General features: G+C 43.4%; 20 protein-coding genes. 12 read left to right on the top strand and 8 right to left on the bottom strand.

All coding sequences use genetic code 11. From position 1 onward, the window contains the following. Positions 1-2: 2 nt before the first annotated feature. The 4 genes from trpCF to SJY39_RS07235 all read left to right on the top strand — a co-directional run bounded on the left by trpCF (position 3) and on the right by SJY39_RS07235 (position 5,200). Positions 3-1,442 carry a bifunctional indole-3-glycerol-phosphate synthase TrpC/phosphoribosylanthranilate isomerase TrpF gene (gene trpCF / locus SJY39_RS07250; protein ID WP_032546071.1) on the top strand — a complete coding sequence of 480 codons (1,440 nt, stop codon included), beginning with the start codon at positions 3-5 and terminating at the stop codon, positions 1,440-1,442. Between the two features lie 130 nt (positions 1,443-1,572). Beyond that, entirely contained in the window at positions 1,573-2,763 is a 1,191-nt protein-coding gene (trpB, locus tag SJY39_RS07245) for a tryptophan synthase subunit beta (protein WP_010438034.1), read from the top strand. Then, complete coding sequence (gene trpA, locus SJY39_RS07240) at positions 2,763-3,569, top strand: tryptophan synthase subunit alpha (RefSeq protein WP_016783868.1); 807 nt, start codon at positions 2,763-2,765, stop codon at positions 3,567-3,569. Before trpB ends, trpA begins: the two co-directional genes overlap by 1 nt. 311 nt (positions 3,570-3,880) lie before the next feature. Further along, complete coding sequence (locus SJY39_RS07235) at positions 3,881-5,200, top strand: dicarboxylate/amino acid:cation symporter (protein ID WP_371956731.1); 1,320 nt, start codon at positions 3,881-3,883, stop codon at positions 5,198-5,200. A 167-nt stretch (positions 5,201-5,367) separates the two neighbouring features. On the opposite strand, the gene SJY39_RS07230 is transcribed toward SJY39_RS07235, so the two are convergent. The 5 genes from SJY39_RS07230 to hisC all read right to left on the bottom strand — a co-directional run bounded on the left by SJY39_RS07230 (position 5,368) and on the right by hisC (position 10,798). Next, on the bottom strand, positions 5,368-6,675 hold the full coding sequence (locus SJY39_RS07230) for a TRAP transporter large permease (RefSeq protein WP_010438025.1): 1,308 nt from the start codon (positions 6,673-6,675) through the stop codon (positions 5,368-5,370). A gap of 21 nt (positions 6,676-6,696) precedes the next feature. Further along, positions 6,697-7,176 carry a TRAP transporter small permease gene (locus SJY39_RS07225; RefSeq protein ID WP_010438022.1) on the bottom strand — a complete coding sequence of 160 codons (480 nt, stop codon included), beginning with the start codon at positions 7,174-7,176 and terminating at the stop codon, positions 6,697-6,699. Between the two features lie 67 nt (positions 7,177-7,243). Then, positions 7,244-8,203: a TRAP transporter substrate-binding protein gene (locus tag SJY39_RS07220; protein WP_010438019.1), complete on the bottom strand. Its 960-nt coding sequence runs from the start codon at positions 8,201-8,203 to the stop codon at positions 7,244-7,246. Positions 8,204-8,895: 692 nt separating this feature from the next. After that, entirely contained in the window at positions 8,896-9,669 is a 774-nt protein-coding gene (locus SJY39_RS07215; RefSeq protein WP_010438016.1) for an ABC transporter substrate-binding protein, read from the bottom strand. 10 nt (positions 9,670-9,679) lie between these two features. Further along, positions 9,680-10,798 carry a histidinol-phosphate transaminase gene (gene hisC, locus SJY39_RS07210; protein ID WP_016783865.1) on the bottom strand — a complete coding sequence of 373 codons (1,119 nt, stop codon included), beginning with the start codon at positions 10,796-10,798 and terminating at the stop codon, positions 9,680-9,682. A 182-nt stretch (positions 10,799-10,980) separates the two neighbouring features. Here hisC and SJY39_RS07205 point away from each other — a divergent pair, with 182 nt between their 5' ends. The 6 genes from SJY39_RS07205 to SJY39_RS07180 all read left to right on the top strand — a co-directional run bounded on the left by SJY39_RS07205 (position 10,981) and on the right by SJY39_RS07180 (position 14,585). After that, positions 10,981-11,868: a LysR substrate-binding domain-containing protein gene (locus SJY39_RS07205; RefSeq protein WP_010438010.1), complete on the top strand. Its 888-nt coding sequence runs from the start codon at positions 10,981-10,983 to the stop codon at positions 11,866-11,868. A 285-nt stretch (positions 11,869-12,153) separates the two neighbouring features. After that, complete coding sequence (locus SJY39_RS07200; RefSeq protein WP_010438008.1) at positions 12,154-12,402, top strand: hypothetical protein; 249 nt, start codon at positions 12,154-12,156, stop codon at positions 12,400-12,402. Positions 12,403-12,535: 133 nt separating this feature from the next. Then, complete coding sequence (locus SJY39_RS07195; protein ID WP_016792963.1) at positions 12,536-13,102, top strand: septation protein A; 567 nt, start codon at positions 12,536-12,538, stop codon at positions 13,100-13,102. Positions 13,103-13,297: 195 nt separating this feature from the next. Then, positions 13,298-13,696, top strand: a complete 399-nt coding sequence (gene yciA, locus SJY39_RS07190; protein WP_010438001.1) for an acyl-CoA thioester hydrolase YciA — start codon at positions 13,298-13,300, stop codon at positions 13,694-13,696. A gap of 195 nt (positions 13,697-13,891) precedes the next feature. Beyond that, a complete protein-coding gene (locus SJY39_RS07185; protein WP_010437999.1) occupies positions 13,892-14,188 on the top strand; it encodes a YciI family protein in 297 nt (98 codons plus the stop codon). A 1-nt stretch (position 14,189) separates the two neighbouring features. Beyond that, positions 14,190-14,585 carry a GspS/AspS pilotin family protein gene (locus tag SJY39_RS07180; RefSeq protein WP_010437997.1) on the top strand — a complete coding sequence of 132 codons (396 nt, stop codon included), beginning with the start codon at positions 14,190-14,192 and terminating at the stop codon, positions 14,583-14,585. Between the two features lie 106 nt (positions 14,586-14,691). On the opposite strand, the gene metE is transcribed toward SJY39_RS07180, so the two are convergent. Continuing rightward, positions 14,692-17,046, bottom strand: a complete 2,355-nt coding sequence (gene metE, locus SJY39_RS07175) for a 5-methyltetrahydropteroyltriglutamate--homocysteine S-methyltransferase (RefSeq protein WP_016783862.1) — start codon at positions 17,044-17,046, stop codon at positions 14,692-14,694. A gap of 281 nt (positions 17,047-17,327) precedes the next feature. Here metE and SJY39_RS07170 point away from each other — a divergent pair, with 281 nt between their 5' ends. Then, on the top strand, positions 17,328-18,239 hold the full coding sequence (locus tag SJY39_RS07170; RefSeq protein ID WP_010437993.1) for a LysR substrate-binding domain-containing protein: 912 nt from the start codon (positions 17,328-17,330) through the stop codon (positions 18,237-18,239). A 138-nt stretch (positions 18,240-18,377) separates the two neighbouring features. On the opposite strand, the gene SJY39_RS07165 is transcribed toward SJY39_RS07170, so the two are convergent. Together SJY39_RS07165 and SJY39_RS07160 are read right to left on the bottom strand one after the other, a co-directional pair. After that, on the bottom strand, positions 18,378-18,578 hold the full coding sequence (locus tag SJY39_RS07165; RefSeq protein ID WP_010437991.1) for a DUF4250 domain-containing protein: 201 nt from the start codon (positions 18,576-18,578) through the stop codon (positions 18,378-18,380). A 115-nt stretch (positions 18,579-18,693) separates the two neighbouring features. Continuing rightward, the gene (locus SJY39_RS07160) at positions 18,694-19,374 is read right to left on the bottom strand and encodes a hypothetical protein (RefSeq protein ID WP_016768378.1); all 681 of its coding nucleotides are present in this window, start codon (positions 19,372-19,374) and stop codon (positions 18,694-18,696) included. A gap of 238 nt (positions 19,375-19,612) precedes the next feature. Between SJY39_RS07160 and SJY39_RS07155 the strand changes: the two genes are divergently transcribed. Next, on the top strand, positions 19,613-22,012 hold the full coding sequence (locus SJY39_RS07155; protein WP_372263934.1) for a YgiQ family radical SAM protein: 2,400 nt from the start codon (positions 19,613-19,615) through the stop codon (positions 22,010-22,012). Positions 22,013-22,091 lie beyond the last annotated feature (79 nt).

The raw sequence follows: 22,091 nt of genomic DNA, 5'->3' as shown, positions 1-22,091 counted from the left end.
ACATGACACAGACTACCGATAAGTTGTCGACCCACGTTTCAGTCAAAGAAGCTGAAATGGCGGAAGTATTAGCAAAAATCGTTCGTGATAAATACCTATGGGTTGAAGCGCGTAAGCAGACTCAACCATTGGACGAGTTTAAAGCGTCACTAACTGCAACAGACCGCAGCTTTTATGATGCTCTGAGCGGCGAGCAAACTGTTTTCATCACTGAATGTAAGAAGGCATCACCGTCAAAAGGTTTAATCCGTGACGAGTTTGATTTGGACTACATTGCATCGGTTTACAACAACCACGCAAACGCAATTTCAGTGCTGACAGACGAGAAATACTTCCAAGGTGACTTCGAGTTTTTACCTAAGGTTCGTAGCATTGCTAAGCAACCTATCCTGTGTAAAGACTTCATGGTTGATACCTACCAAGTCTACTTAGCTCGTCACTACTCAGCTGACGCAATTTTGCTAATGCTATCGGTATTGGATGACGAAGAATACAAAGCACTTGCTGACGTCGCTCACTCACTCAACATGGGTGTGCTTACTGAAGTCAGTAACGAAGAAGAACTTCACCGTGCTGTGGCTCTAAACGCTAAGGTGATCGGCATTAATAACCGTAACCTACGTGACCTTTCGACGGATCTGAACCGTACTAAAGAGTTGGCTCCGCTGATTCGCGAACTGGCTCCAAACGCAGTCGTGATTTCAGAGTCTGGCATCTACACACATCAACAAGTTCGTGACCTTTCAACATTTGCAGACGGCTTCCTAATCGGCAGCTCTCTGATGGCTGAAAAGAACCTTGAACTGGCCGTTCGTAAAGTAACGCTGGGCGAAAACAAGGTGTGTGGTTTAACTCACTCTGACAATTCTGCCAAAGCGTATCAAGCAGGTGCAGTATTCGGTGGTCTGATTTTCGTTGAAGCGTCTAAGCGTCATGTGGATATCGAAGCGGCTCGTTTAACGATGAGCGGCGCGCCATTGAACTACGTGGGTGTGTTCCAAAACCACAGCGTGGCAGATGTTACTAACACGGTTTCTGAGCTCGGTTTGTTTGCAGTACAACTGCACGGTGATGAGTCTCAAGCGTATGTTAATGAGCTAAAACAATCACTGCCTGAAAACGTTGAGATTTGGAAAGCTTACGGTGTGGCTTGCGGCGCTGAGAGCGCATTACCAGAATTACTGGAAAGCAACGTGACTCGTCACCTGCTAGATACTAAAGTGGGTTCTCAAACAGGTGGTACAGGTCAAGCGTTCGATTGGAGCCTGATCAACAACCAAAGCGCAATCATGTTGGCGGGTGGCCTAAACCCAGAAAATGCTAACCAAGCGGCTAAGTTGGGCTGTTTAGGATTAGACCTCAACTCTGGCGTTGAATCCGCTCCGGGTAAAAAAGACGCAGACAAACTGCAACACGCCTTTGCAGCGATTCGTAATTACTAGTCCAAGCTCGGCTCTAGGAATTAGAAAGCAGAAACTAAAAACATATTTGTGAGCTTTGCTTTAGCGAAGCTCAAACAAGATTAAATGTCTTGGTGTGAATACACATCAATAGAATTGAAGGAATAACACAATGGCTAAACTCGATGCCTACTTCGGTGAATACGGTGGTCAATACGTACCGCAGATCCTAGTGCCAGCACTAGACCAACTAGAACAAGCATTTATCGATGCACAAGCCGATCCTGAGTTCCGCAGTGAATTCATGACGCTTCTGCAAGAGTACGCAGGTCGTCCAACGGCACTAACGCTAACGCGTAACCTGACTAAAGGTACAAAAACTAAACTGTACCTAAAGCGTGAAGATCTACTTCACGGCGGTGCTCACAAGACAAACCAAGTTCTTGGCCAAGCATTGCTAGCAAAACGTATGGGTAAGCAAGAAATCATTGCTGAAACAGGCGCAGGCCAACACGGCGTTGCAACAGCTCTAGCGTGTGCTCTGTTAGGCCTTAAGTGTCGCGTTTACATGGGTGCAAAAGACGTTGAACGTCAGAGCCCGAACGTATTCCGTATGAAGCTGATGGGCGCAGAGGTTATCCCTGTTCATTCTGGTTCTTCAACGCTAAAAGATGCATGTAACGAAGCGCTACGTGACTGGTCAGCAACTTATGAAGACGCTCACTACCTGCTGGGTACTGCGGCTGGCCCGCACCCATTCCCAACGATTGTTCGTGATTTCCAACGCATGATCGGTGAAGAAACGAAGAACCAAATTCTAGCTCGTGAAGGTCGCCTTCCTGATGCCGTTATCGCTTGTGTCGGCGGTGGTTCAAACGCTATCGGCATGTTCGCTGATTTCATTGAAGAAGAGTCTGTTCGCCTAATCGGTGTTGAGCCTGCTGGTAAAGGTATTGATACCGACCAACACGGCGCGCCACTTAAGCACGGTAAAACGGGTATCTTCTTTGGTATGAAAGCACCATTGATGCAAGATGAGAACGGCCAAGTAGAAGAGTCTTACTCTGTTTCTGCGGGTCTAGATTTCCCATCAGTTGGTCCTCAACACGCGCACCTAAATGCCATAGGCCGTGCTGAATACGACAACGTGACCGATGACGAAGCGCTAGAAGCGTTCCAATTGATTGCACGTAAAGAAGGTATTATCGCAGCGCTAGAGTCATCTCATGCTGTGGCTCATGCTGTTAAAATGGCTCACGACGACCCAGAGAAAGAACAGCTATTAGTGGTTAATCTATCTGGTCGTGGTGACAAAGACATTTTCTCCGTACACGACATTCTTAAAGAGAAAGGAGCATTATAATGGATCGCTATCAATCACTCTTCACTCGCTTAGCTGAAAAGAATCAGGGCGCATTTGTACCATTCGTAACGGTTGGCGATCCTAATCCTGAGCAGTCTCTTAAGATCATGGAAACACTCGTTGAAGCGGGTGCTGATGCACTTGAGCTTGGTATTCCATTCTCAGATCCACTTGCTGATGGCCCAACAATCCAAGGCGCAAACATTCGTGCTTTAGATTCTAAAGTAACGCCAGATGTGTGTTTTGATCTTATTGGTCAAATTCGCGCTAAATACCCAGAGCTACCAATCGGCCTACTGATGTACGCGAACTTGGTTTACGCACGTGGTATAGAAAATTTTTACGAACGCTGCGCAAAAGCAGGTATCGATTCAGTATTGATTGCTGATGTACCAACCAACGAAAGCGGAGAGTTTGTTGCTGCAGCGAAGAAGTTTGGTATTCACCCAATCTTTATTGCTCCGCCAACAGCAAGCGATGAAACACTTCAGTCAGTATCTGAGTTAGGTGGTGGTTACACTTACCTACTTTCTCGCTCAGGCGTAACTGGTGCTGAAACAAAGGCAAACATGCCAGTAACGGCGCTGCTTGACCGCTTGAACAAGTTTGACGCGCCACCAGCATTGCTTGGTTTCGGTATCTCGGCACCAGAGCAAGTAAAAGAAGCCATTGAAGCAGGCGCTGCCGGTGCCATCTCTGGCTCAGCTGTCGTGAAAATCATTGAGAGTAACGTAGAACAACCTGAAGAAATGCTAAAAGCATTAGCTGAATTTGTTACACCAATGAAAGCTGCGACGCAAAAATAATAAATAGACTCCCACTAGTGCGATAATTTGCGCTGTGGGAGTTTTTCTCCGAGAACACGCCCAAACCCTCTAAATTGTTAAATTTATGCTAAAAACAACACTTCATACAAACCTGTAGCACATCTATAACACCTCACCAAAACATCACTATTATTTATAAAAAATAATGGCAAACTAAAAAGCAATCGTTTGCCTTAGTGCAAAAAATCATCAAGTGACATTTGATTACTGCTTTTTGATAGACTTTCACATCCGCTCATATTGATAAATGTAAAGGATACGTGTAAAACTCTTCACGAAATAATTCGCCAATGGTACATCGTACATTGGTGGGTAGTTCTGGGATTTTTATATTTAGTAGCACAGAGGTTATGGAAGTGTTAAAAGAAAAGAGTTTACTAAGCAACATCGGCGTTCAAGTCGTTATTGCAATGATCATCGGTACCCTAGTCGGAGCGATGATGGGTGAGAGTGCAACAATGTTCGCTCCACTGGGTGCTATCTTCATCAATTTGATCAAGATGCTCGTTATCCCTCTAGTAGCAGTTGCACTAATTTCAGGCGCTGCTGGCTTAGGCAATAGCTCATCTGCAGGTAAAGTTGGTGTAACTACACTGGGTTACTTTGCACTAACATCTGCACTTGCTGTAGCACTAGCACTTGTTATGGGTGAAATATTCGAACCAGGTCGTGGTATCGATGTGACTGGCGTTGAAGGCATGTTCTCTTCTGAATACGCTGCGAAGGGCGAACTTCCAACGTTCTGGGCAACCATCACTGGCATGATCCCTACCAACGTTTTCCAATCACTGAATGAAGCAAACATTCTGCAAATCCTAGTTTTCTGCTTGTTCTTTGGTATTGCGATTTCTAAACAAGCAAAAGAGAAACGTGACCCAATCATCAATGGCGTAAACGCGATTGTTGACGCTATGGTTTGGATGATCAACAAGGTTATGATCATTGCACCACTTGGCGTATTCGGCCTAATGGCAGAAGCAGTTGGTACATTCGGTTTTGGCGCACTAATGGTTGTGTTCAAACTTTTCGTCGTGTACATCGCTGCGATTCTGATCTTCGGCTTTGTGGCTTACCCACTGATGATTCAAATCTTCACTAAGACTTCTGCGAAGAAGTTCCTCGTTGCAATGAAGAAGCCTCAAGCGGTTGCACTATCAACAGCCTCTTCAATGGCGACACTACCAGTAACAATGGAAACGGTAGAGAAGGAACTTGGCGTTCGTAACTCAACGGCTTCATTCGTTCTTCCTCTAGGTGCGACGATCAACATGTCTGGTAACGCAATTTACTACGGCCTAGTTGCTATCTTCTTCGCACAGCTGTTCAACATCGACCTGTCTATGGGTGCTTACGTTGCTATCATCGTAACCTCTACGTTAGGCGCAGTTGGTCAAGCCGGTGTTCCAGGTCCTTCTTTCCTAGTAGTTGCGGTTCTTCTAGCGGCTGGTATCCCTATCGAAGGTCTACCTCTGTTGTTCGCTCTAGACCGTATCTTCGACATGATCCGTACTGCTCTGAACATCACTGGTGATGCAGCATGTGCAGTCATCGTTGACTCTCTGATCGAAGACGAAGTACAAGAAGCTGAGCTAAAGAAGCAACAAGCTTAATTAAAAGCCAATCGGCTTAATCGTAAGTTAAGCAAATTAACAATGATGTCTTTTAATAAATAAAACCGCCTTCATTGAAGGCGGTTTTTTAATTTTAAATAATCAGCAGTCCCTGAAAATCACTCGTTAACTTTCGGTATAGAACTGTCACTATTTATTATCTGCCATTAGTTTATTAAACCAAATGCGCGAGGCAACGCTAAACTAATTTCAGGAATGAACGTAATAGCCAGCAATGTGACGATCAATACGGCACAAAACGGCATGATACTTCTTATAACATTCTCAATCTTGGATCCACTGACACTACAACCTACAAATAGCGCGGTACCAACGGGTGGCGTTGCAATACCAATACATAAGTTGAAGATAATCATCATCGCGAAGTGAATTGGGTGCATACCTAAATGTTCAGCAATCGGCATAAAGATAGGGGTAAAGATCAATACGGCAGGCGTAAGATCCATAAACATCCCCACAATCAGTAGAATCAAGTTCATCAGGATAAAAATGATGATCGGATTATCTGAAATAGAGAGCATCCAATCACTGATCATTGTTGGTAGACCGGTAAAAGCCATAGCCCATGACATGATGGTTGAAGCACCAATCAAGAACAGCATGATACCCGTGACCTGAACGGTTTCTCTACAGATTATCGGAAAATGCGCCCATTTGAGGGTTCGGTAACAGAGTGACAGAATAAAAGAGTAAAGAACCGCTATACATGCCCCTTCTGTTGCAGTGAATATACCACCAATAATACCGCCAATAACAACAACAATAAGCCCTAAGCTTGGCGTTGCTTGCCAAACAATATTCAACACATCTTTCGTTGTGAAGCCGTCATTCGCACTTGTTTTGTAGCCTTTCTTTTTAGCAATGAAATAGGCTACGACCATACAGCTCAAGCCCATTAAAATACCTGGGACATAACCCGCGATAAACAGAGCCGCGACAGATGTTCCGCCCGATACCACTGAAAATACGATCAATGAATTACTCGGCGGTATCAATAATCCTGCTGGGCAGGATGCAACGTTTACTGCTGTTGCTAAATTTTTATCATAACCATCTTTTTCTAATTCAGGGCCTAAGGTTTTACCCACTGCTGCTGCTGCTGCAACGGCGGATCCTGAAACAGCGCCAAACATCATATTTGCAAAGATGTTAACGTGAAAAAGTGAGCCAGGGATCCAACCAACCAAGAGCTTTGCAAGGTTGATAAGCCGACTAGCGATACCACCCACATTCATTATATTGCCAGCGAGGATAAAGAAAGGGATTGCTAATAAACTGAAACTATCAATACCGGTAATAATTTTTTGACCCGCAGTAATACTGGCGACTTCAAACGGCAAAATGAAATACATGATCGTTAAAGATGACATGGCAATTGCAATCGCAATCGGCATGCTTATCGCGATCATGAATAAGAATAGGCCTAACAGCCAAACACCAATGGACAAATCCATAATATAGAGTCCTTTTAAAACTTACTTTTTGTTGGGTTCACAAAAAAGATCAAACGTATTCATGACCAAATAGATGAGGATAATAACGGCTGAAATCGGCAATATTGAATAAACCGTCGACATCGGTAATTGTAATGCTGGAGAGAGTTGTTGCGTGGTTCTTCCCATTAAAGCGATGCCACCTTGAAGCATGGCTAAAGAGACAAACGAACCAGAGATCACATTGATAAGTACTTGTAATGCGATATGTGCTTTACCCTTAAGATAACCATCCAATAACGTTATTGCTAAGTGTCCTTTGATACCGAATAAATAACTTGCTCCTAATAAGCCAAGCCAAACCATCGCATAACGAGCAAGTTCATCAGTCCAGTTGCTTGGGTCATTCAAAACATAACGACTAAAAACCTGCCAAGTAACTGTAACGACAAGTAACATTAATGCAAAAGAAGAGACAAAAAGAATCAACCTATCAAGTAGGTTTCTGAAAGTTGCTAACATGGTGTGATACCTCAAAAAATTTTGCCTTAGCAAAGCCAAGGCAAAATTATATTTTCACTAATACTGATTAAAGAGCTTCAATTTTTTCAATGAATGGAGCTAGTTTTGGATCTTTTTTCGCTTCATCAATCATAGGTTTAACAGCAGCGCGGAAAGGGGCTTTATCAACTTCAACAAACGTTACGCCTTCTTTCATTCCTTTCTCTTTGTTCATGTCATCTGTTGCGTCCCAGATTTTAATCTGCTCTTCAAGAGACTCTGCTGCTGCTTCTTTTAAGATTTTCTGCTCTTCTGCAGTTAATGAACCCCATTTATATTCTGAAATAATGATCACATCAGGTGTCATCATGTGCTGATCCATAGAATAAAATTTAGCGACTTCACTGTGTTTCATTTCAACTAAACTAGAAATATTGTTTTCAGCACCATCAATTACGCCTTGCTGAAGTGCTGTGTAAACCTCATTAAAAGGGACAGGTGTCGCTTTACCACCTAATAGGTTCACCATTTCCATCATGGTTGGAGAACCAGGGACTCGAACTTTCATGCCAGCAAGATCGGCAGGTGAGTTAATTGCTTTTTTAGCGTAGAAGCTACGTGTACCTGAATCATAGAATGTAAGACCAATGAAGCCTTTACCTTCACTTGAAAGCAACATCTCTTGTGCAGCTTCACTTCGCATGAACGTTCTCATGTGTGGAACATCACGGAATAAGAAAGGCAGTGCATTAACTTTAAAAGTTGGTTCAAAAGATTCTGCTAATCCACCGTTGATTTTAGCCATATCAATCGCACCGGTAACAACTTGCTCAGCTTGGTCACGTTCAGAGCCTAGTTGACCGTTTGGGAAGATCTTAATCGTAAGGTCACCATTCGATTTTTCTTTAACCTTATCAGCCATGATCACCATCCCTTGGTGAGCCGCGCTTTCTAATGACATTGCATGCCCTAAAGTCAACGTTTTTGCTTGAACGCCAAATGCCATAAGAATTGATGCCGCTGTAATCGTCAGTAGGTGTTTTTTCATGTTCTTCTCCAGAATCCATTTTTGTAAGAGGTACAGTTTGTATATGGCACGTTATAGCTGAGCTTGAAATCTAACGTTCAATTGCATATCGCTCATAGCAGTAACGTTTCATTACAATATTCTTACCCTTATGATTTTTGTATTACAATACGATGTGAAAATAATGTGGTCTGAAGCTCATTAATCAACCAGAGAGATGGTTTGATTGTGATATCAATCATACTTGCTATACCACCCTGTCATTTAGATCGTAAAACGACCTAATTTAGCGCTAATTTTTAATTTTCGTTGATTTTTAAAGCAGACACAAAAAGCCTTAGTTACAAATAGCACAATATCTTTGTGTTATTTTAAGACTTAATTTGTACAGGTTACCTAGAGATATGGCATAAGTTGGAAAGGTCTCTAACTAGAAACAAGTGAGTTAGAAATAGCTTGAAATAGAACATAAGTTGAAGATTAAGCTGAAAAAGTACTGATTTAAACTGACTATTCGAGCCAGAGTTAGCATTCCGTAACAGAGCAACAGAAGACGTCTTGCCATATTTGACTATCCATACTTAACCATATAGATAGAATAGAAAATCCGAGGGCCAACTTGCCCTCGGATTAAGCTTTCGAGAAGAAGGTTTCAATCAACTGAAACCACCCCATTCATTATGTTGGATCTAAAAAAGCTGTCTGATCTTTGGCTATAAATCACTGCCATAGATATCAAACGTGAAGTACTTGGCAGCAATTTTGTCATAAGTACCGTTAGCTCTGATCTCTTCAATCGCAACATTGAATTGATTAGCTAGCTTCGAATCCTGCTTTCTAAGTGCTAACGCAGTACCCTCACCGATATAGGCTTTATCCGTTACGGCTTTACCCTTGAATTCAAAACCCTCACCTTCTTTCTTATCTAAGAAAGCCAGTGAAAGTTGATCTGAATTACCAAAAGTCACATCTAAGCGACCATTTTGCAGGTCCAAATAAACTTCATCTTGCCCAGTGTAACGCTTGATGTTTGCGACATCCCCAAACTTGTCGGTTACGTAACGATCGTGAATCGTTCCTTGCTGTACTCCAATAGTTTTACCATCGAGACCTTGCTTATCAATATCAAACTTTGCACTTTTGGCTGCAACAAACACAGCGGGTGTTTGGTAGTACTTATCCGTAAACAATATTTTGCTTTTACGTTCTTCGGTAATGCGCATAGACGCCATAATCACATCTGACTTTCTTGCTAATAAGCTAGGAATTAATGAATCCCAGCTTTGCGAAACCCAAGTACACTCTAATTTTGCCTGTTCACACAAGGCGTCAGCTATTTCAATATCAAAGCCAACAGGTACGCCTTCGCTATTTTTATAATTGAATGGCGGATACGTAAAATCTGACGCCAAACGGATTTCTTTTGCCTGTACAGTGGTACCAAGTAAAGCGGCCGCACAAGCGATTCCTAGTATTATCTTTTTCATCATTGCCATCCTAGATATGATTTTTATCAAGTTGAAATTGAGGTTCTTGAGATTGTTGTTTCTGTTGTAACTGTGCTTGGTAGCTTGCTAGTGACGCTATAACTTCAGTCATACTCTCAGGGCTACCAATAGTGATCCGAACACAGTTGCGTAATGCAGGTTCATGGTTTTGGTTCCTGGTCACAATGCCATCTTTCGCCAATACACTGAACACTTCATGCCCTGGCTTTTGGCGTAATAAAATGAAGTTGGTCGATGATGGATAGACATGTTCTATGAAATCAAACTGCGTTAACTCGTCAGCAAATCGGTCACGTAACTCCACAAGCTTTGAAGTTGCATCTGACATCACCAAGATTCGTTCAGCGGATAAAGCCTCCAATACAATTTGAGAAGAGCAATCAGGCATTGGGTAAGGCGGAATAAGCTTAGCGACATACTGCATCACATTTTTACTCGCCAGAATAAAACCACAACGAACAGCTGCTAATCCAAACGCTTTCGACAAAGTACGAATCACCACTAGATGAGGATAACGCTCAATAAGGCTCACCGCCGACGTCTGAGGTTCAAATTCAATATACGCTTCATCCACCACCACCAAAGATTTACCTTCGGTTCCCTCAAGCACCTGAATCAAATCTGATTTAGGAATCACGTTACCCGTCGGGTTATTTGGTGAACACAGAAAAACAATATTTGCTCGATCGGCTTTTTTGACGATATCAGCGACATCTAGGCTAAAATCTTCCTGTAATGGGGAGTCGAGTGTTTCAATCGCCAATGCGTCGGCACAAAATTCATACATCGCGTACGTTGGGGAGCAAATCAGTATATTATCGCTCGCTGGTTTGCAGAATGTTCTGATCAGCAAATCAATCGCTTCATCTGCTCCTCGAACGGCTAAGGTCTCGGCATCAGTTCCACAATAAGCTTGGTAAGCCTTGGCAATATCTTGCGGAAAAAAATCTGGATAACGGTTATAACTAGTCTCGTTTTGAAACAAAGCGCTTTCCAACTCGTTGGCATTTAACCAAACACGTCCGTCACCACCAATTCTTCTTGCCGATTGATAAGGTATTAATTTTTTTACAGCCTGAGGCACTAAGTTGTCAATAAATGATGTCAAAGAACTATCCCTTCCACTCAATCACAATGTCTTCACCACTTGCCTTCATATTCAAAATAGATGCGTTATACACATATTGAATCACAAATGATGAGTAAGTATTTGCATTCAAACAGAACACTATTGATAAATGAATCGAAATAATTACATAATAGCCATGATTAAAATTCATAGGTATAGACATGAATAACACGTTGCCTTCAACTAAAACCTTGCTCGCCTTTCTGTCAACGGCAAGGCATCTCAACTTTACACGCGCGGCACATGAACTCAATGTCACGCAAGGCGCGGTGAGTCGGCAAGTTTTGACGTTTGAAGAAAATCTTGGGTGCGACCTTTTCTATCGTCATGCTCGGGGGTTGTCATTAACACCCAAAGGAGAAGAACTGGTTCCGCTCATCCAAGATACAATTCAGCGACTGCAATCCGCACTGAACCAAGTGGCGAGTTCCCCTTCCAAAATTAAGCTAAACGCACCGAGTTGCATTACCTCTTGGTTGCTACCAAAACTGATGTCTTTTCAAGAAGCCTACCCTGAGATTGATGTTGAGCTCACTTCTACCATCAAGCATGTTTTTGAGCCAAGTTTTGACCCGTTCGATGCCGTGATTACCTATGGCAAGAAGCCGAGCCAACAATCGATCGTCAGCCAGTTATTGTTCAACGAGCAACTCGCACCCGTCTGCCAAGCGCAAAGCATCAAACCCAATCACCTTACCAGTGGTTCCTCTTCTCTAATCAAACCGCACCAACTCGCTCACTACACGTGGTTACACGCCAACAATGAACAAAGTGATTGGCGACTTTGGTTGGAGCACATAGGAAGTCATGACCTTTCGAGCAAGAATAACCAACAGTTCGCGACACTCGATCAAGCGATGAATGCAGCTATTCAAGGATTTGGAATTGCGATAGGCGACATCACGCTTGCCAAGCAAGATATTGATTTAGGCAGATTAGTCAAAGTGAGTGAAGACAGTGTCTTTTCAGGAAATGGTTACTTCTTAATTCAGCCCAAGAATCGCCAAAATGTATCCCTAACTACATTGGTCGAGTGGCTTGTCGGTTAACAACGGGGAAATTGCCAAGCTCAAAGACCATAAGGCTTCAGTAAAGCGTCATAATGAGAATGACAACGTTCTCAAAATAAAACTATTTTCCGTCAGCGACGTATTGTTTGGTTGAGAACAGAATTAGCTTTCATTTAACTGATTGAAAAAAGAATCAATTCAATTTGATAACAGAAATATTCTGTGTCTGTGACCCAAATGGCATTCGAATTGCTTTGTCATAGATAACCCAAACAATTTACAGCAGGTTGTCTTTTCTTCGCACCCTGTCACGGAGGATAGGCTATGACCTTACAAAGACATACATATTACGGCTTAATTCACCATGGGGTTAAAACCTTATTAATGGATAGAATCGGCCACTTCACAGAGCGTGAATATCACGAGTTTCTCGACCTAACGACTGGCAAATCAACCTGTTTTGCGATGAGCGAGCAAGAACTCGAAAATACGCTAGATGATTTGAAAAGTGAGGGTTACCTTGAAGACATCAAGAAACTGATACCTCGCTACCAAACCACATCAATGCGATAACTGGCTTGAAATCGTTATAAACGATTAGCGGTTAGATGGAATTAATTGTTACCCAATTGTCTCGGGCTATTTAGCATCGGGACAGTTTTCGTTAGACTGTTGGCAACTCAACTAACTGGACATTCAGTGCCACATGAAACAAATTCTTGATTTCATTCCTCTCATGATTTTCTTTGCGCTGTATAAGATGTACGACATCTACACAGCTACAGGCGCATTGATTGTTGCTTCCGCAGTACAAATCGTTTTGACGTACATTGTCTACAAGAAAGTAGAGAAAATGCAGATCATCACATTTTTGATGGTTGCCGTATTTGGTGGCATGACCATCTTTCTGCATGATGATAACTTCATAAAATGGAAAGTAACCATCGTTTATGCATTGTTCGCTATCGGCCTGACCGTCAGTCACCTAATGGGCAAGTCAGCGATTAAAGGCATGCTGGGTAAAGAGATCACACTTCCTGAAGCGGTATGGAGCAAGATCAACTGGGCTTGGACTTTATTCTTTACTCTATGTGCCATTCTCAACGTTTACGTTGCTTTCAGCCTACCCTTGGATGTTTGGGTAAACTTCAAAGTGTTTGGCTTACTGATCGCTACTTTTGCATTTACCTTGCTAACGGGTGTCTACATCTATAAGCATCTACCAAAAGATCAGCAGAACGAGTTAACGGATAAAAATACCGACGAGAAGTAACCCTAAGGGATGAGTCCTCATCCCCTTTTTGATACAATTATTATCAATATGCTATTTAACAGTGGCCAATGATACTCGTGATCATTGGCCACTGATTGTTTGTGTTCGGTGAATACGTTAAAAATACGACCACCGCGAGCGCGGCAAACACATCTATTTAAATTTAAAACAATCAATACCATTAAGAGTACAACAATGACTATTCAATCAACTTTGAACCCGATTGGTTCTTTACTTCTTCGCACATTGGCGATGCCTTCTGATACCAATGCAGCAGGCCAGATTTTCGGTGGTTGGATAATGTCTCAGCTTGACCTTGCTGGCGGCATACTGGCGAAGGAGATCTCTAACGGCAAGATTGTCACTGTTTCAGTATCGAGTATTGAGTTCAAACAGCCGGTTTCAGTGGGTGATGTTGTGTGTGTTTATGGTGACTGCACCAAGATTGGCCGTAGCTCGATGAATATCGACCTAGAAGTGTGGGTTAAGCCTGTACTTGATCACGGCATCGGCGACCGATATAAGGTTTGTGGAGCAACGTTCAACTACGTTGCTGTCGATGAGGGTGGTAAGCCTCGCCCGATCAATAAATAGTACTTTTCACCAAGCTGCTAATGTAGACGGTCTTTAGTTTCAACGAATGAAATCGCTAAAGACCATACTTCTCTCTCGCACCATTTCACAATTTCTTATCATTAGCTCTTCCAATACCAATTAGTTCGCGTAAATTAGCAAGATAGCGAATTTAAACGCCCCCAATTCAGTGAAGTAAAATAAGGATATACCAATATGTGGTACGTGATTTTTTCTCAAGACGTCGAAAATTCATTAGAAAAGCGCCTAAGTGTTCGCCCACAACATCTAGAACGCCTGCAAACACTTCACGATGAAGGCCGACTTTTGACTGCTGGCCCAATGCCTGCGATTGATTCAGACAACCCTGGTGAAGCCGGCTTCACTGGCTCTACTGTAATTGCTGAGTTTAATTCTTTAGAAGACGCACAGGTATGGGCAGACGCAGATCCGTACATTGAGGCAGGTGTCTACCAAAATGTCATTGTAAAACCATTCAAGAAAGTATTTTAACGTGAAAAAATGGATTATTGGCTCTCTGGCTTTAGCTCTGCTCGCAGGCTGTGCTTCAAGTGAGCAAGACCAACAAAGACAGCTTGAAATGATGGCGCAACACCGTGCTGGCGTTTTATCTGCCGGCCTGCCGATTGAGTATGGCCCACTGTCAGTCATGCGTGTACTGGCAAAAAATACCGTTATCGAGATCATGATGATCTACAACCAAGACGCTAAAGGTGCTAAGCCTTTAAACCAAGTCGTAGATATGAGTGTTAACAGCTACTGCACCAACTCTGAAGTTAGAGCAAACCTTGACATGGGCTTGGCTTACAACATTAAGGTTCGCAACACTCGCGGACAACTGATGGTTGAAAAGCTAATCAGCAAAGAGACATGTCAGAGCATTAACTAGATTTGATTTCTAACGTTAAGCTAGTACAAACAAAAAAGGCCTTGCAGATGCGAGGCCTTTCTTTTCTCAGACTTTTGTTTTTAGAACGATAACACCCTAGCTTTAATTATGCTGATGCTTCTGCCGACTCCCACTCTTTACGCAGCATTTTAGTCGCTGAAACTAAATTAGCCAGTGCCGCTTCTGTCTCTGCCCAGTTACGCGTCTTCAGCCCACAATCAGGGTTTGCCCACAAACGTTCTGCTGGGATTTTCTTTGCCGCTCTTTTAAGTAAATCAACAATCCACTCTTCTGAAGGAATGTTTGGTGAGTGGATGTCATAAACGCCAGGCCCAATCGCATTCGGGTAGTTGAACTCTTCAAACGCTTTCAGCAGTTCCATGTTCGAACGAGAAGTCTCTATGGTAATCACATCGGCGTCTAGCGCAGCGACTGAATCAATGATCTCGTTGAACTCGCTGTAACACATGTGGGTGTGAATCTGAGTTTCTGGTTTAGCACTCGCAGCTGAAATCTTAAAGGCATCCACTGCCCACTCTAAGTATTCTGCATGGTCACGCTTTTTCAATGGCAAACCTTCACGAATGGCAGGCTCATCAATTTGAATAATGTTGATACCTGCGTCTTGCAAATCAGACACCTCATCTCGCAACGCAAACGCCAGTTGATTGGTTATCTCTTTGCGTGAAATATCTTCACGTGGGAATGTCCAACACAAGATAGTAACAGGCCCAGTTAGCATGCCTTTCATCTGCTTTGAAGTCAGAGATTGAGCATAGGTCGACCATTCCACCGTCATTGGTTTTTCACGCTCGATATCCGCAACCACAATCGCAGGTTTCACGCAACGAGAGCCATAACTTTGTACCCAACCAAATTTGGTAGTTTGGAAGCCTGCTAGATTTTCAGCAAAGTACTCCACCATATCATTACGTTCAGCTTCACCATGAACCAGTACATCCAAATCAAGTGCTTCTTGTCGTTTCACCGCATCCGCAATATGACCTTTCAACGCGGTGTTGTATTCCGCTTCACTCAGTTTGCCAGTGCGGTAAGCACTACGCTGAACACGGATCTCTCCGGTTTGTGGAAATGAACCAATTGTTGTGGTTGGCAATAATGGTAAACCTAACACCTCAGACTGATGTGAAGCGCGTTCGGCATAAGGAGCACTTCGCTCGGTTAGGGTTTTGGTAATGGTGTTAATACGAGCTTGAACCTGCGGCTTATTCACATGAGTCGCGCTCTTGCGTGCAACAATCGGCTGGCTGTAGGTTTCACACGCCAAGATAGCATTGTGGTTACCGTCTAGTGCCGCACCCAATATACTCACCTCGGTCACTTTCTGTTTCGCGAAAGCAAACCAACTCTTCACTTCATCGCTGAGTGAATCTTCTAACTCAAGGTCGACTGGACTATGCAAAAGTGAACATGAACTTGCTACCCAAAGTTTGTCTCCTAGCTTCTCTTTCACTGGTTGTAGTAACTCTAGTTGAGCGGCTAAATCAGCTCGCCAAACGTTTCGTCCATTAATCACCCCTGCTGAAAGTACCCAGTGTTCAGGTAACTTACCCACTACTTCATCAAGTTGCTGTGGTGCTGCTGCTAAGTCGATATGTAGGCCATTAACTGGTAGCTCTACTATCTTATCTAAGGTATCAGTCACCGAATCAAAATAAGTAGTGAGCAGCAGTTTTACATCACCTTGAATCACTTGATACGCCAACTTGAATGAATCTGCCCATTGACTCTCAAGCTCAAGAGAAAGAATTGGTTCATCGATTTGAACCCACTCAACCCCCAACTTAGCGAGTTTTGCCAAAATTGCTTGGTAAGCGGTAAGAAGGCGCGGAAGAAGAGATAAACGATCAAAACCCTCCTCCACTTCTTTACCAAGATATAAATAAGATAACGGGCCTAACAAAACTGGCTTCACCTTATGCCCGGATTTTATCGCTTCACTCACTTCGTCAAACAGTTGTGGCCAGCTCACTTCAAAGGAATCGTCTTTGCTGAACTCAGGCACAATGTAATGGTAGTTGGTGTTGAACCACTTAGTCATATCAGAAGCCGCAGAGCTATCTTTAGTGCCGTCACTAGACGTATGCGTACCACCGCAACAAGTCGACTGAACCTGAGATTGACCACGCCCCACACGGAACAAAGTATCTAAATCTGGGAAGGATTTTTCATCTTCAGAACCACCAGTATGGCGCTTTGGTACGTGGCCTAGAAGTAAAGTCGTTGTTAATACATGGTCGTACCATGCGAAGTCACCCGCAGTTGCAAAGCTAAGATTCGCGTCAGCTTGTACATTCCAGTTACGATTTCTTAGTTCGCTACCGAGTTGCTTTAAATCTGATTGGTTAATCTCACCGCGCCAGTATTTTTCTAAAGTGAATTTGAGTTCGCGTTTTTCGCCGATACGTGGGTAGCCTAAAATATGCGTTGTCGTAGTCATGAACCTGTTCCTTATTCAATAATTTTTAGTGTTCGATCAAACTGCCTAGCTTATGGTTTAAGTTCTTTATAAGGCGTCTGGATGGCTAAACTATCTCCCTAATCTGAACGATGAACAACGTCCAAATATTCATCTTGTTTATTAAAAATATTCATCTTGAATAATCTAAAGCTGAAAAAATTAAATCCATCTGGACATCTAGACGTTTACAAATGAAAGAAAACCCCGTAGGGTGATTATTAAGAAATATTGAATTGGCTTAGGGAATATGAGGAAAACTCATGATAGAGCTTAAACACCTTCGAACATTGACTACCTTAAGAGACAGCGGCTCGCTAACAGCGACGGCAACTTCTCTTCACTTGACTCAGTCGGCGCTTTCTCACCAACTGAAAGATCTTGAGGCGCGTATCGGTGGTCAGCTTTTCCTACGTAAAACTAGACCAGTTAAGTTCACCTCTGAAGGTGAGATTTTGCTTAGGCTTGCCGATGAGATACAGCCAAGAATAGCTAAAGCGGAGAACGAACTCGCGAGCCTGAAAGAGGATGTGAATGGTCGTTTGCACATGGCGATTGAATGTCACTCATGCTTCCAATGGTTAATGCCTGCTTTGAAGGAATATCAAGTGGCTTGGCCAAGCGTAACGCTAGATTTCTCGTCAGGCTTTGGGTTTGAGCCGCTACCCGCGCTAATGGCAGGCGAGCTAGATTTGGTGATCACCTCTGATATACAGCCTCGCTCTGAGGTTCACTACGAACCACTCTTTGATTTTGAGATGCGTTTGATCACCGCAATCAACTCACCTTTGGCAGAAAAAGCGAGCATTGAACCGCAAGATCTTAGCGATCTCACCATGCTCACCTACCCTGTTCAAAAACAGCGTTTAGATGTCGTGAAGCACTTTTTACAGCCTGCGGGTGTTGAACCTAAAAAGTGGAAACAAGCGGACAACACGTTAATGCTAGTTCAAATGGTATCAGCAGGTTTGGGAGTAGCGGCTCTACCAAACTGGGCGATCAGTGAATTCTCAAGACAAGGGCTGATTGCCAGCAAGCCATTAGGCAAAGGACTATCAAGAAGACTGTTCGCAGCGGTAAGAAACTCTGAGAAAGATAAACGTTACCTGCAAGCTTTCTTTAGCACGGCAAGACAGCAAAGTAAGAGTCACTTAGATGGCATAGAGGTCGTTTAAAGATGATTTATGGCTAAGTTAAGCTCGATCGATTCGTCAGAAACAAAAAAGTCACAGATAATCTGTGACTTTTTTTCTCTCAACACCCACAACACGCGATGCATGTCATTTTCGATAAAAGATGCGCTAATCTTTAGCTTATCTCGAGTAAGACTTAAACTGGTTAGTCAATGGATCGTATTGATAGCCAAGCATATCGAGCTTGCCCACAACACTTTCTGTATCCATTTCATACATGCTGATCAGCTCTTCAAAGCTATCACATTCTAGGCGAAGTTTTTCATTAACGATTCCTAGCAAAATAATGCTATCGAAACCTTTGACGTTGCTTAAATCCATCTCGTACTCCTTACGAACACACTGACTAGAGTTAAGTTTAGAACGCTTACCAACGTCACGCTAAAAAACAGATCACACTTCTTAACAAGAATACGTAATTAATGAAAGTGCGTGATTAAAGCGCCCAAACTGGCGTTAAACCCACAACGGCCACCAATAACATCAACAACGAAATACTCAGTTGAAGCTTTTCAGGCGTTCTTGCGAACAGTAAATGCCAACACCACACCACGATTGAGGAGATCAACAAAGCAAAACTAAATAGCAAAGTGGAAATCACAGGTTCTAATTGAGCTTCAGACAAAGAGTAAACACTCACGACGGTCGCCAGTACTACCAACATACCGGTTAGCACGCCCACAACAGGAAGCACTCGATGAAATGCCTGCAACCGTGTCCTTGCAATCGTCAGTAGTAGATGGCCAAACGCTGCTCCTAACAGTACCACTAGCAGCAAAGTAGTAATGATACCAACAGCGGTTGCTTGCTCAGTCGCTTGTATAGCAACATATGACAACGCTAAACCACAGGCCAAGTACATCACCCAGATAGGACCAGAATCGCGAGTCTTCTTGGTTTGAACTTGAGAATAGAAATAAAAGATCGCGAACACGACCAGAAAGGCTTCAATTTTTACAGAAGCAACAGCAAGCCAAAGCACGCCAATCGCAGGTAACATCTTGTGGATACGACCACGCTGTCCTGGGCAAATATCTCCTTTCACCAAGATGAGAGTTAAGATCAGTTGGGCTCCTAGAAGCATCGGAGCAAATTGTACTAATAACGTTTCGACCATTGTGGATCTACTTATTCAGACTTATTTTCGCCGAATAATATCAAAAACTGCTGCGAACACTAATCAAAATCACAAATTAGCGACGTTACTCAAAGCTTAAACTATGATGTTGTATGGCTCTTTTGTCAGTTACATGACCAAAATGACGAAAGACATCAGAACTAACAGGGGCATGTTCTACTGGCTAGTCTAGTCTCATGCCGCTATAATTCCCGCCTCAAAAATCAGAGGTTGAAATATGTACAGCGATATAACTCCTATTCACGAACACAAAAAATACTGGGCCGAGTGCTACGGAACTGCACCCTTTTTACCGACCAGTAGAAAGGAGATGGGTGCTCTTGGATGGGATAGCTGTGACATTATTATTGTAACTGGTGACGCGTATGTCGATCACCCGAGCTTTGGTATGGCTATCATCGGCCGCCTTCTTGAAGCTCAAGGTTTCCGCGTCGGCATTATCGCCCAGCCTAAGTGGGATAATAAAGATGCATTCATGAAGCTAGGAAAACCTAACCTATTCTTCGGCATCACCGCGGGTAACATGGACTCCATGATCAACCGCTACACCTCTGATCGCAAATTACGTCACGATGATGCTTACACGCCAAATAACGAAGGTGGTAAACGTCCTGACCGTGCAACTCTGGTTTACTCTCAGCGTTGTCGCGAAGCCTACAAAGGCACGCCAATCGTGCTTGGTGGTATTGAAGCAAGCTTACGTCGCGTAGCTCATTACGATTACTGGTCAGATAAAGTTCGTCGCTCTGTATTGTTTGATGCAAAAGCTGACATTCTTCTTTTTGGTAACGCTGAGCGTGCACTGGTTGAAGTCGCGCACCGCATTGCTGATGGCGAAGACATGTCTACGCTAACGAATATCCGTGGTACTGCAATCAATATTGCTGCAGCCCCTGAAGGCTTCAAGATCATTGACTCTTCTCGTATCGAAAAACCGAACAAAGCGTATGTTCCGGTTAACCCATACGAAGTTGAAACGCAGTGTGATACCAAGAAAGACGAAAAAGAAGAAGTAAAAGCACAACCGATTACGATTCGTCCTTCTCGCCACGATGCAAAAACAACAGCGGTTCGTATCCCAGGCTACGAAAAGCTAAACAATGACCGTATTCTTTACGCTCACGCTAGCCGTATTCTGCACCTTGAGACAAACCCGTACTCAGGTCGTGCTCTAATCCAACGTCACGGAGATCGCGAACTTTGGGTTAACCAAGCGCCAATTCCATTGACCACAGAAGAAATGGACTACGTGTTTGGCCTTGCTTATAAGCGTGTTCCGCACCCTATGTACGGCAAAGCGAAAATCCCTGCATACGACATGATCAAAACCTCGGTTAACATCATGCGTGGTTGTTTTGGTGGTTGTTCTTTCTGTTCAATCACAGAGCACGAAGGTCGTATCATTCAGAACCGTTCGAAAGAATCTATCTTGGATGAAATCGAAGACATTAAAGATAAAGTACCGGGCTTCACAGGTACTATTTCTGACTTGGGCGGCCCAACGGCGAACATGTACCGTTTAGGTTGTTCAGATCCAAAAGCAGAAATTAACTGTCGTCGTCCATCATGCGTGTTCCCGAAAATCTGTGAAAAGCTAAACACAGACCATCAACACACCATCGACCTGTACCGCTCTGCGAGAAAAGTACCGGGCGTTAAGAAGATCATGATCGCTTCTGGTGTACGTTACGACTTAGCGATTGAATCTCCAGAATACGTTCGTGAGCTTGTGACTCACCACGTTGGTGGTTACTTGAAGATTGCTCCAGAGCATACTGAAAAAGGTCCGCTGGATCTGATGATGAAGCCGGGTATGGGCACTTACGATCGTTTCAAAGAGATGTTCGAGAAGTACAGCGCTGAAGCCGGTAAGAAACAGTACTTAATTCCTTACTTCATCTCTGCTCACCCGGGCACAGAAGATGAAGATATGCTTAACCTTGCAATGTGGCTTAAAAAGCACAACTACGAGTGTGACCAAGTACAGAACTTCTATCCATCGCCAATGTGTAATGCAACGTCGATGTACTACTCAGAGACTAACCCTCTGAAACGCGTGAAATATAAAAAGCGTGAAGATGTTCCTGTACCGAAAGGTGATCGTCAACGTCGTCTGCATAAAGCTCTGCTTCGTTACCACGATCCTGAAAACTGGAAAATCATCCGTGAAGCGCTGATCAGCATGGGTAAACAGCACCTAATTGGTGACAAAGCAAACTGCCTAGTACCCGCAGAAGACTTTGATGCGCAAACACCGGCACAACGTCGTAAATCTGGTCGTCACGGCTCACAACGTTTTGCAACTAAGCACAGTAAAGCTCAACCGGGTCTTGGCGGCGAAAGCCCACGTAACCATTCTAAGCCTGGTGGCAATAAGCCTAAACCGGGTGGTAAGAAGCCAACAGGTAGCCAAAACAACGGCAATCAGGGTAACGGAAAGCAGAACGGTAATGGTAATAAACCAGCGACTGGCTTCATCAAAAAAGCCCCTGGTAGCCAGCAATCGCAAGGCAATAGCGGCGGAAATAGCAAGCCAAACCGCAGTAAAGCGGGCAATGGTCAAGGTGGTAAACCTGCGAGTAACGGCAAGAATCGCCAACGCGCAACACAGCGTTAATATAGCTATAGCGACTTCATTTACTTGGTTATCATATTAATAAAAAGCGCAGCTATTTAGCTGCGCTTTTTTGTATCTT

Source organism: Vibrio sp. R78045 (genome assembly GCF_042466085.1).
Classification (GTDB): domain Bacteria; phylum Pseudomonadota; class Gammaproteobacteria; order Enterobacterales; family Vibrionaceae; genus Vibrio; species Vibrio cyclitrophicus.
The sequence above is the reverse complement of the archived record's forward strand: the minus strand, read 5'-3'. Positions and strand labels throughout refer to the sequence as shown.

Excerpts from the sequence above, each read along its gene's own strand:
- trpCF (WP_032546071.1), top strand. The coding sequence starts at position 3 with ATGACACAGACTACCGATAAGTTGTCGACCCACGTTTCAGTCAAAGAA.
- trpB (WP_010438034.1), top strand. The coding sequence starts at position 1,573 with ATGGCTAAACTCGATGCCTACTTCGGTGAATACGGTGGTCAATACGTA.
- trpA (WP_016783868.1), top strand. The coding sequence starts at position 2,763 with ATGGATCGCTATCAATCACTCTTCACTCGCTTAGCTGAAAAGAATCAG.
- SJY39_RS07235 (WP_371956731.1), top strand. The coding sequence starts at position 3,881 with ATGGTACATCGTACATTGGTGGGTAGTTCTGGGATTTTTATATTTAGT.
- SJY39_RS07230 (WP_010438025.1), bottom strand. The coding sequence starts at position 6,675 with ATGGATTTGTCCATTGGTGTTTGGCTGTTAGGCCTATTCTTATTCATG.
- SJY39_RS07225 (WP_010438022.1), bottom strand. The coding sequence starts at position 7,176 with ATGTTAGCAACTTTCAGAAACCTACTTGATAGGTTGATTCTTTTTGTC.
- SJY39_RS07220 (WP_010438019.1), bottom strand. The coding sequence starts at position 8,203 with ATGAAAAAACACCTACTGACGATTACAGCGGCATCAATTCTTATGGCA.
- SJY39_RS07215 (WP_010438016.1), bottom strand. The coding sequence starts at position 9,669 with ATGAAAAAGATAATACTAGGAATCGCTTGTGCGGCCGCTTTACTTGGT.
- SJY39_RS07205 (WP_010438010.1), top strand. The coding sequence starts at position 10,981 with ATGAATAACACGTTGCCTTCAACTAAAACCTTGCTCGCCTTTCTGTCA.
- SJY39_RS07200 (WP_010438008.1), top strand. The coding sequence starts at position 12,154 with ATGACCTTACAAAGACATACATATTACGGCTTAATTCACCATGGGGTT.
- SJY39_RS07195 (WP_016792963.1), top strand. The coding sequence starts at position 12,536 with ATGAAACAAATTCTTGATTTCATTCCTCTCATGATTTTCTTTGCGCTG.
- yciA (WP_010438001.1), top strand. The coding sequence starts at position 13,298 with ATGACTATTCAATCAACTTTGAACCCGATTGGTTCTTTACTTCTTCGC.
- SJY39_RS07185 (WP_010437999.1), top strand. The coding sequence starts at position 13,892 with ATGTGGTACGTGATTTTTTCTCAAGACGTCGAAAATTCATTAGAAAAG.
- metE (WP_016783862.1), bottom strand. The coding sequence starts at position 17,046 with ATGACTACGACAACGCATATTTTAGGCTACCCACGTATCGGCGAAAAA.
- SJY39_RS07170 (WP_010437993.1), top strand. The coding sequence starts at position 17,328 with ATGATAGAGCTTAAACACCTTCGAACATTGACTACCTTAAGAGACAGC.
- SJY39_RS07165 (WP_010437991.1), bottom strand. The coding sequence starts at position 18,578 with ATGGATTTAAGCAACGTCAAAGGTTTCGATAGCATTATTTTGCTAGGA.
- SJY39_RS07160 (WP_016768378.1), bottom strand. The coding sequence starts at position 19,374 with ATGGTCGAAACGTTATTAGTACAATTTGCTCCGATGCTTCTAGGAGCC.
- SJY39_RS07155 (WP_372263934.1), top strand. The coding sequence starts at position 19,613 with ATGTACAGCGATATAACTCCTATTCACGAACACAAAAAATACTGGGCC.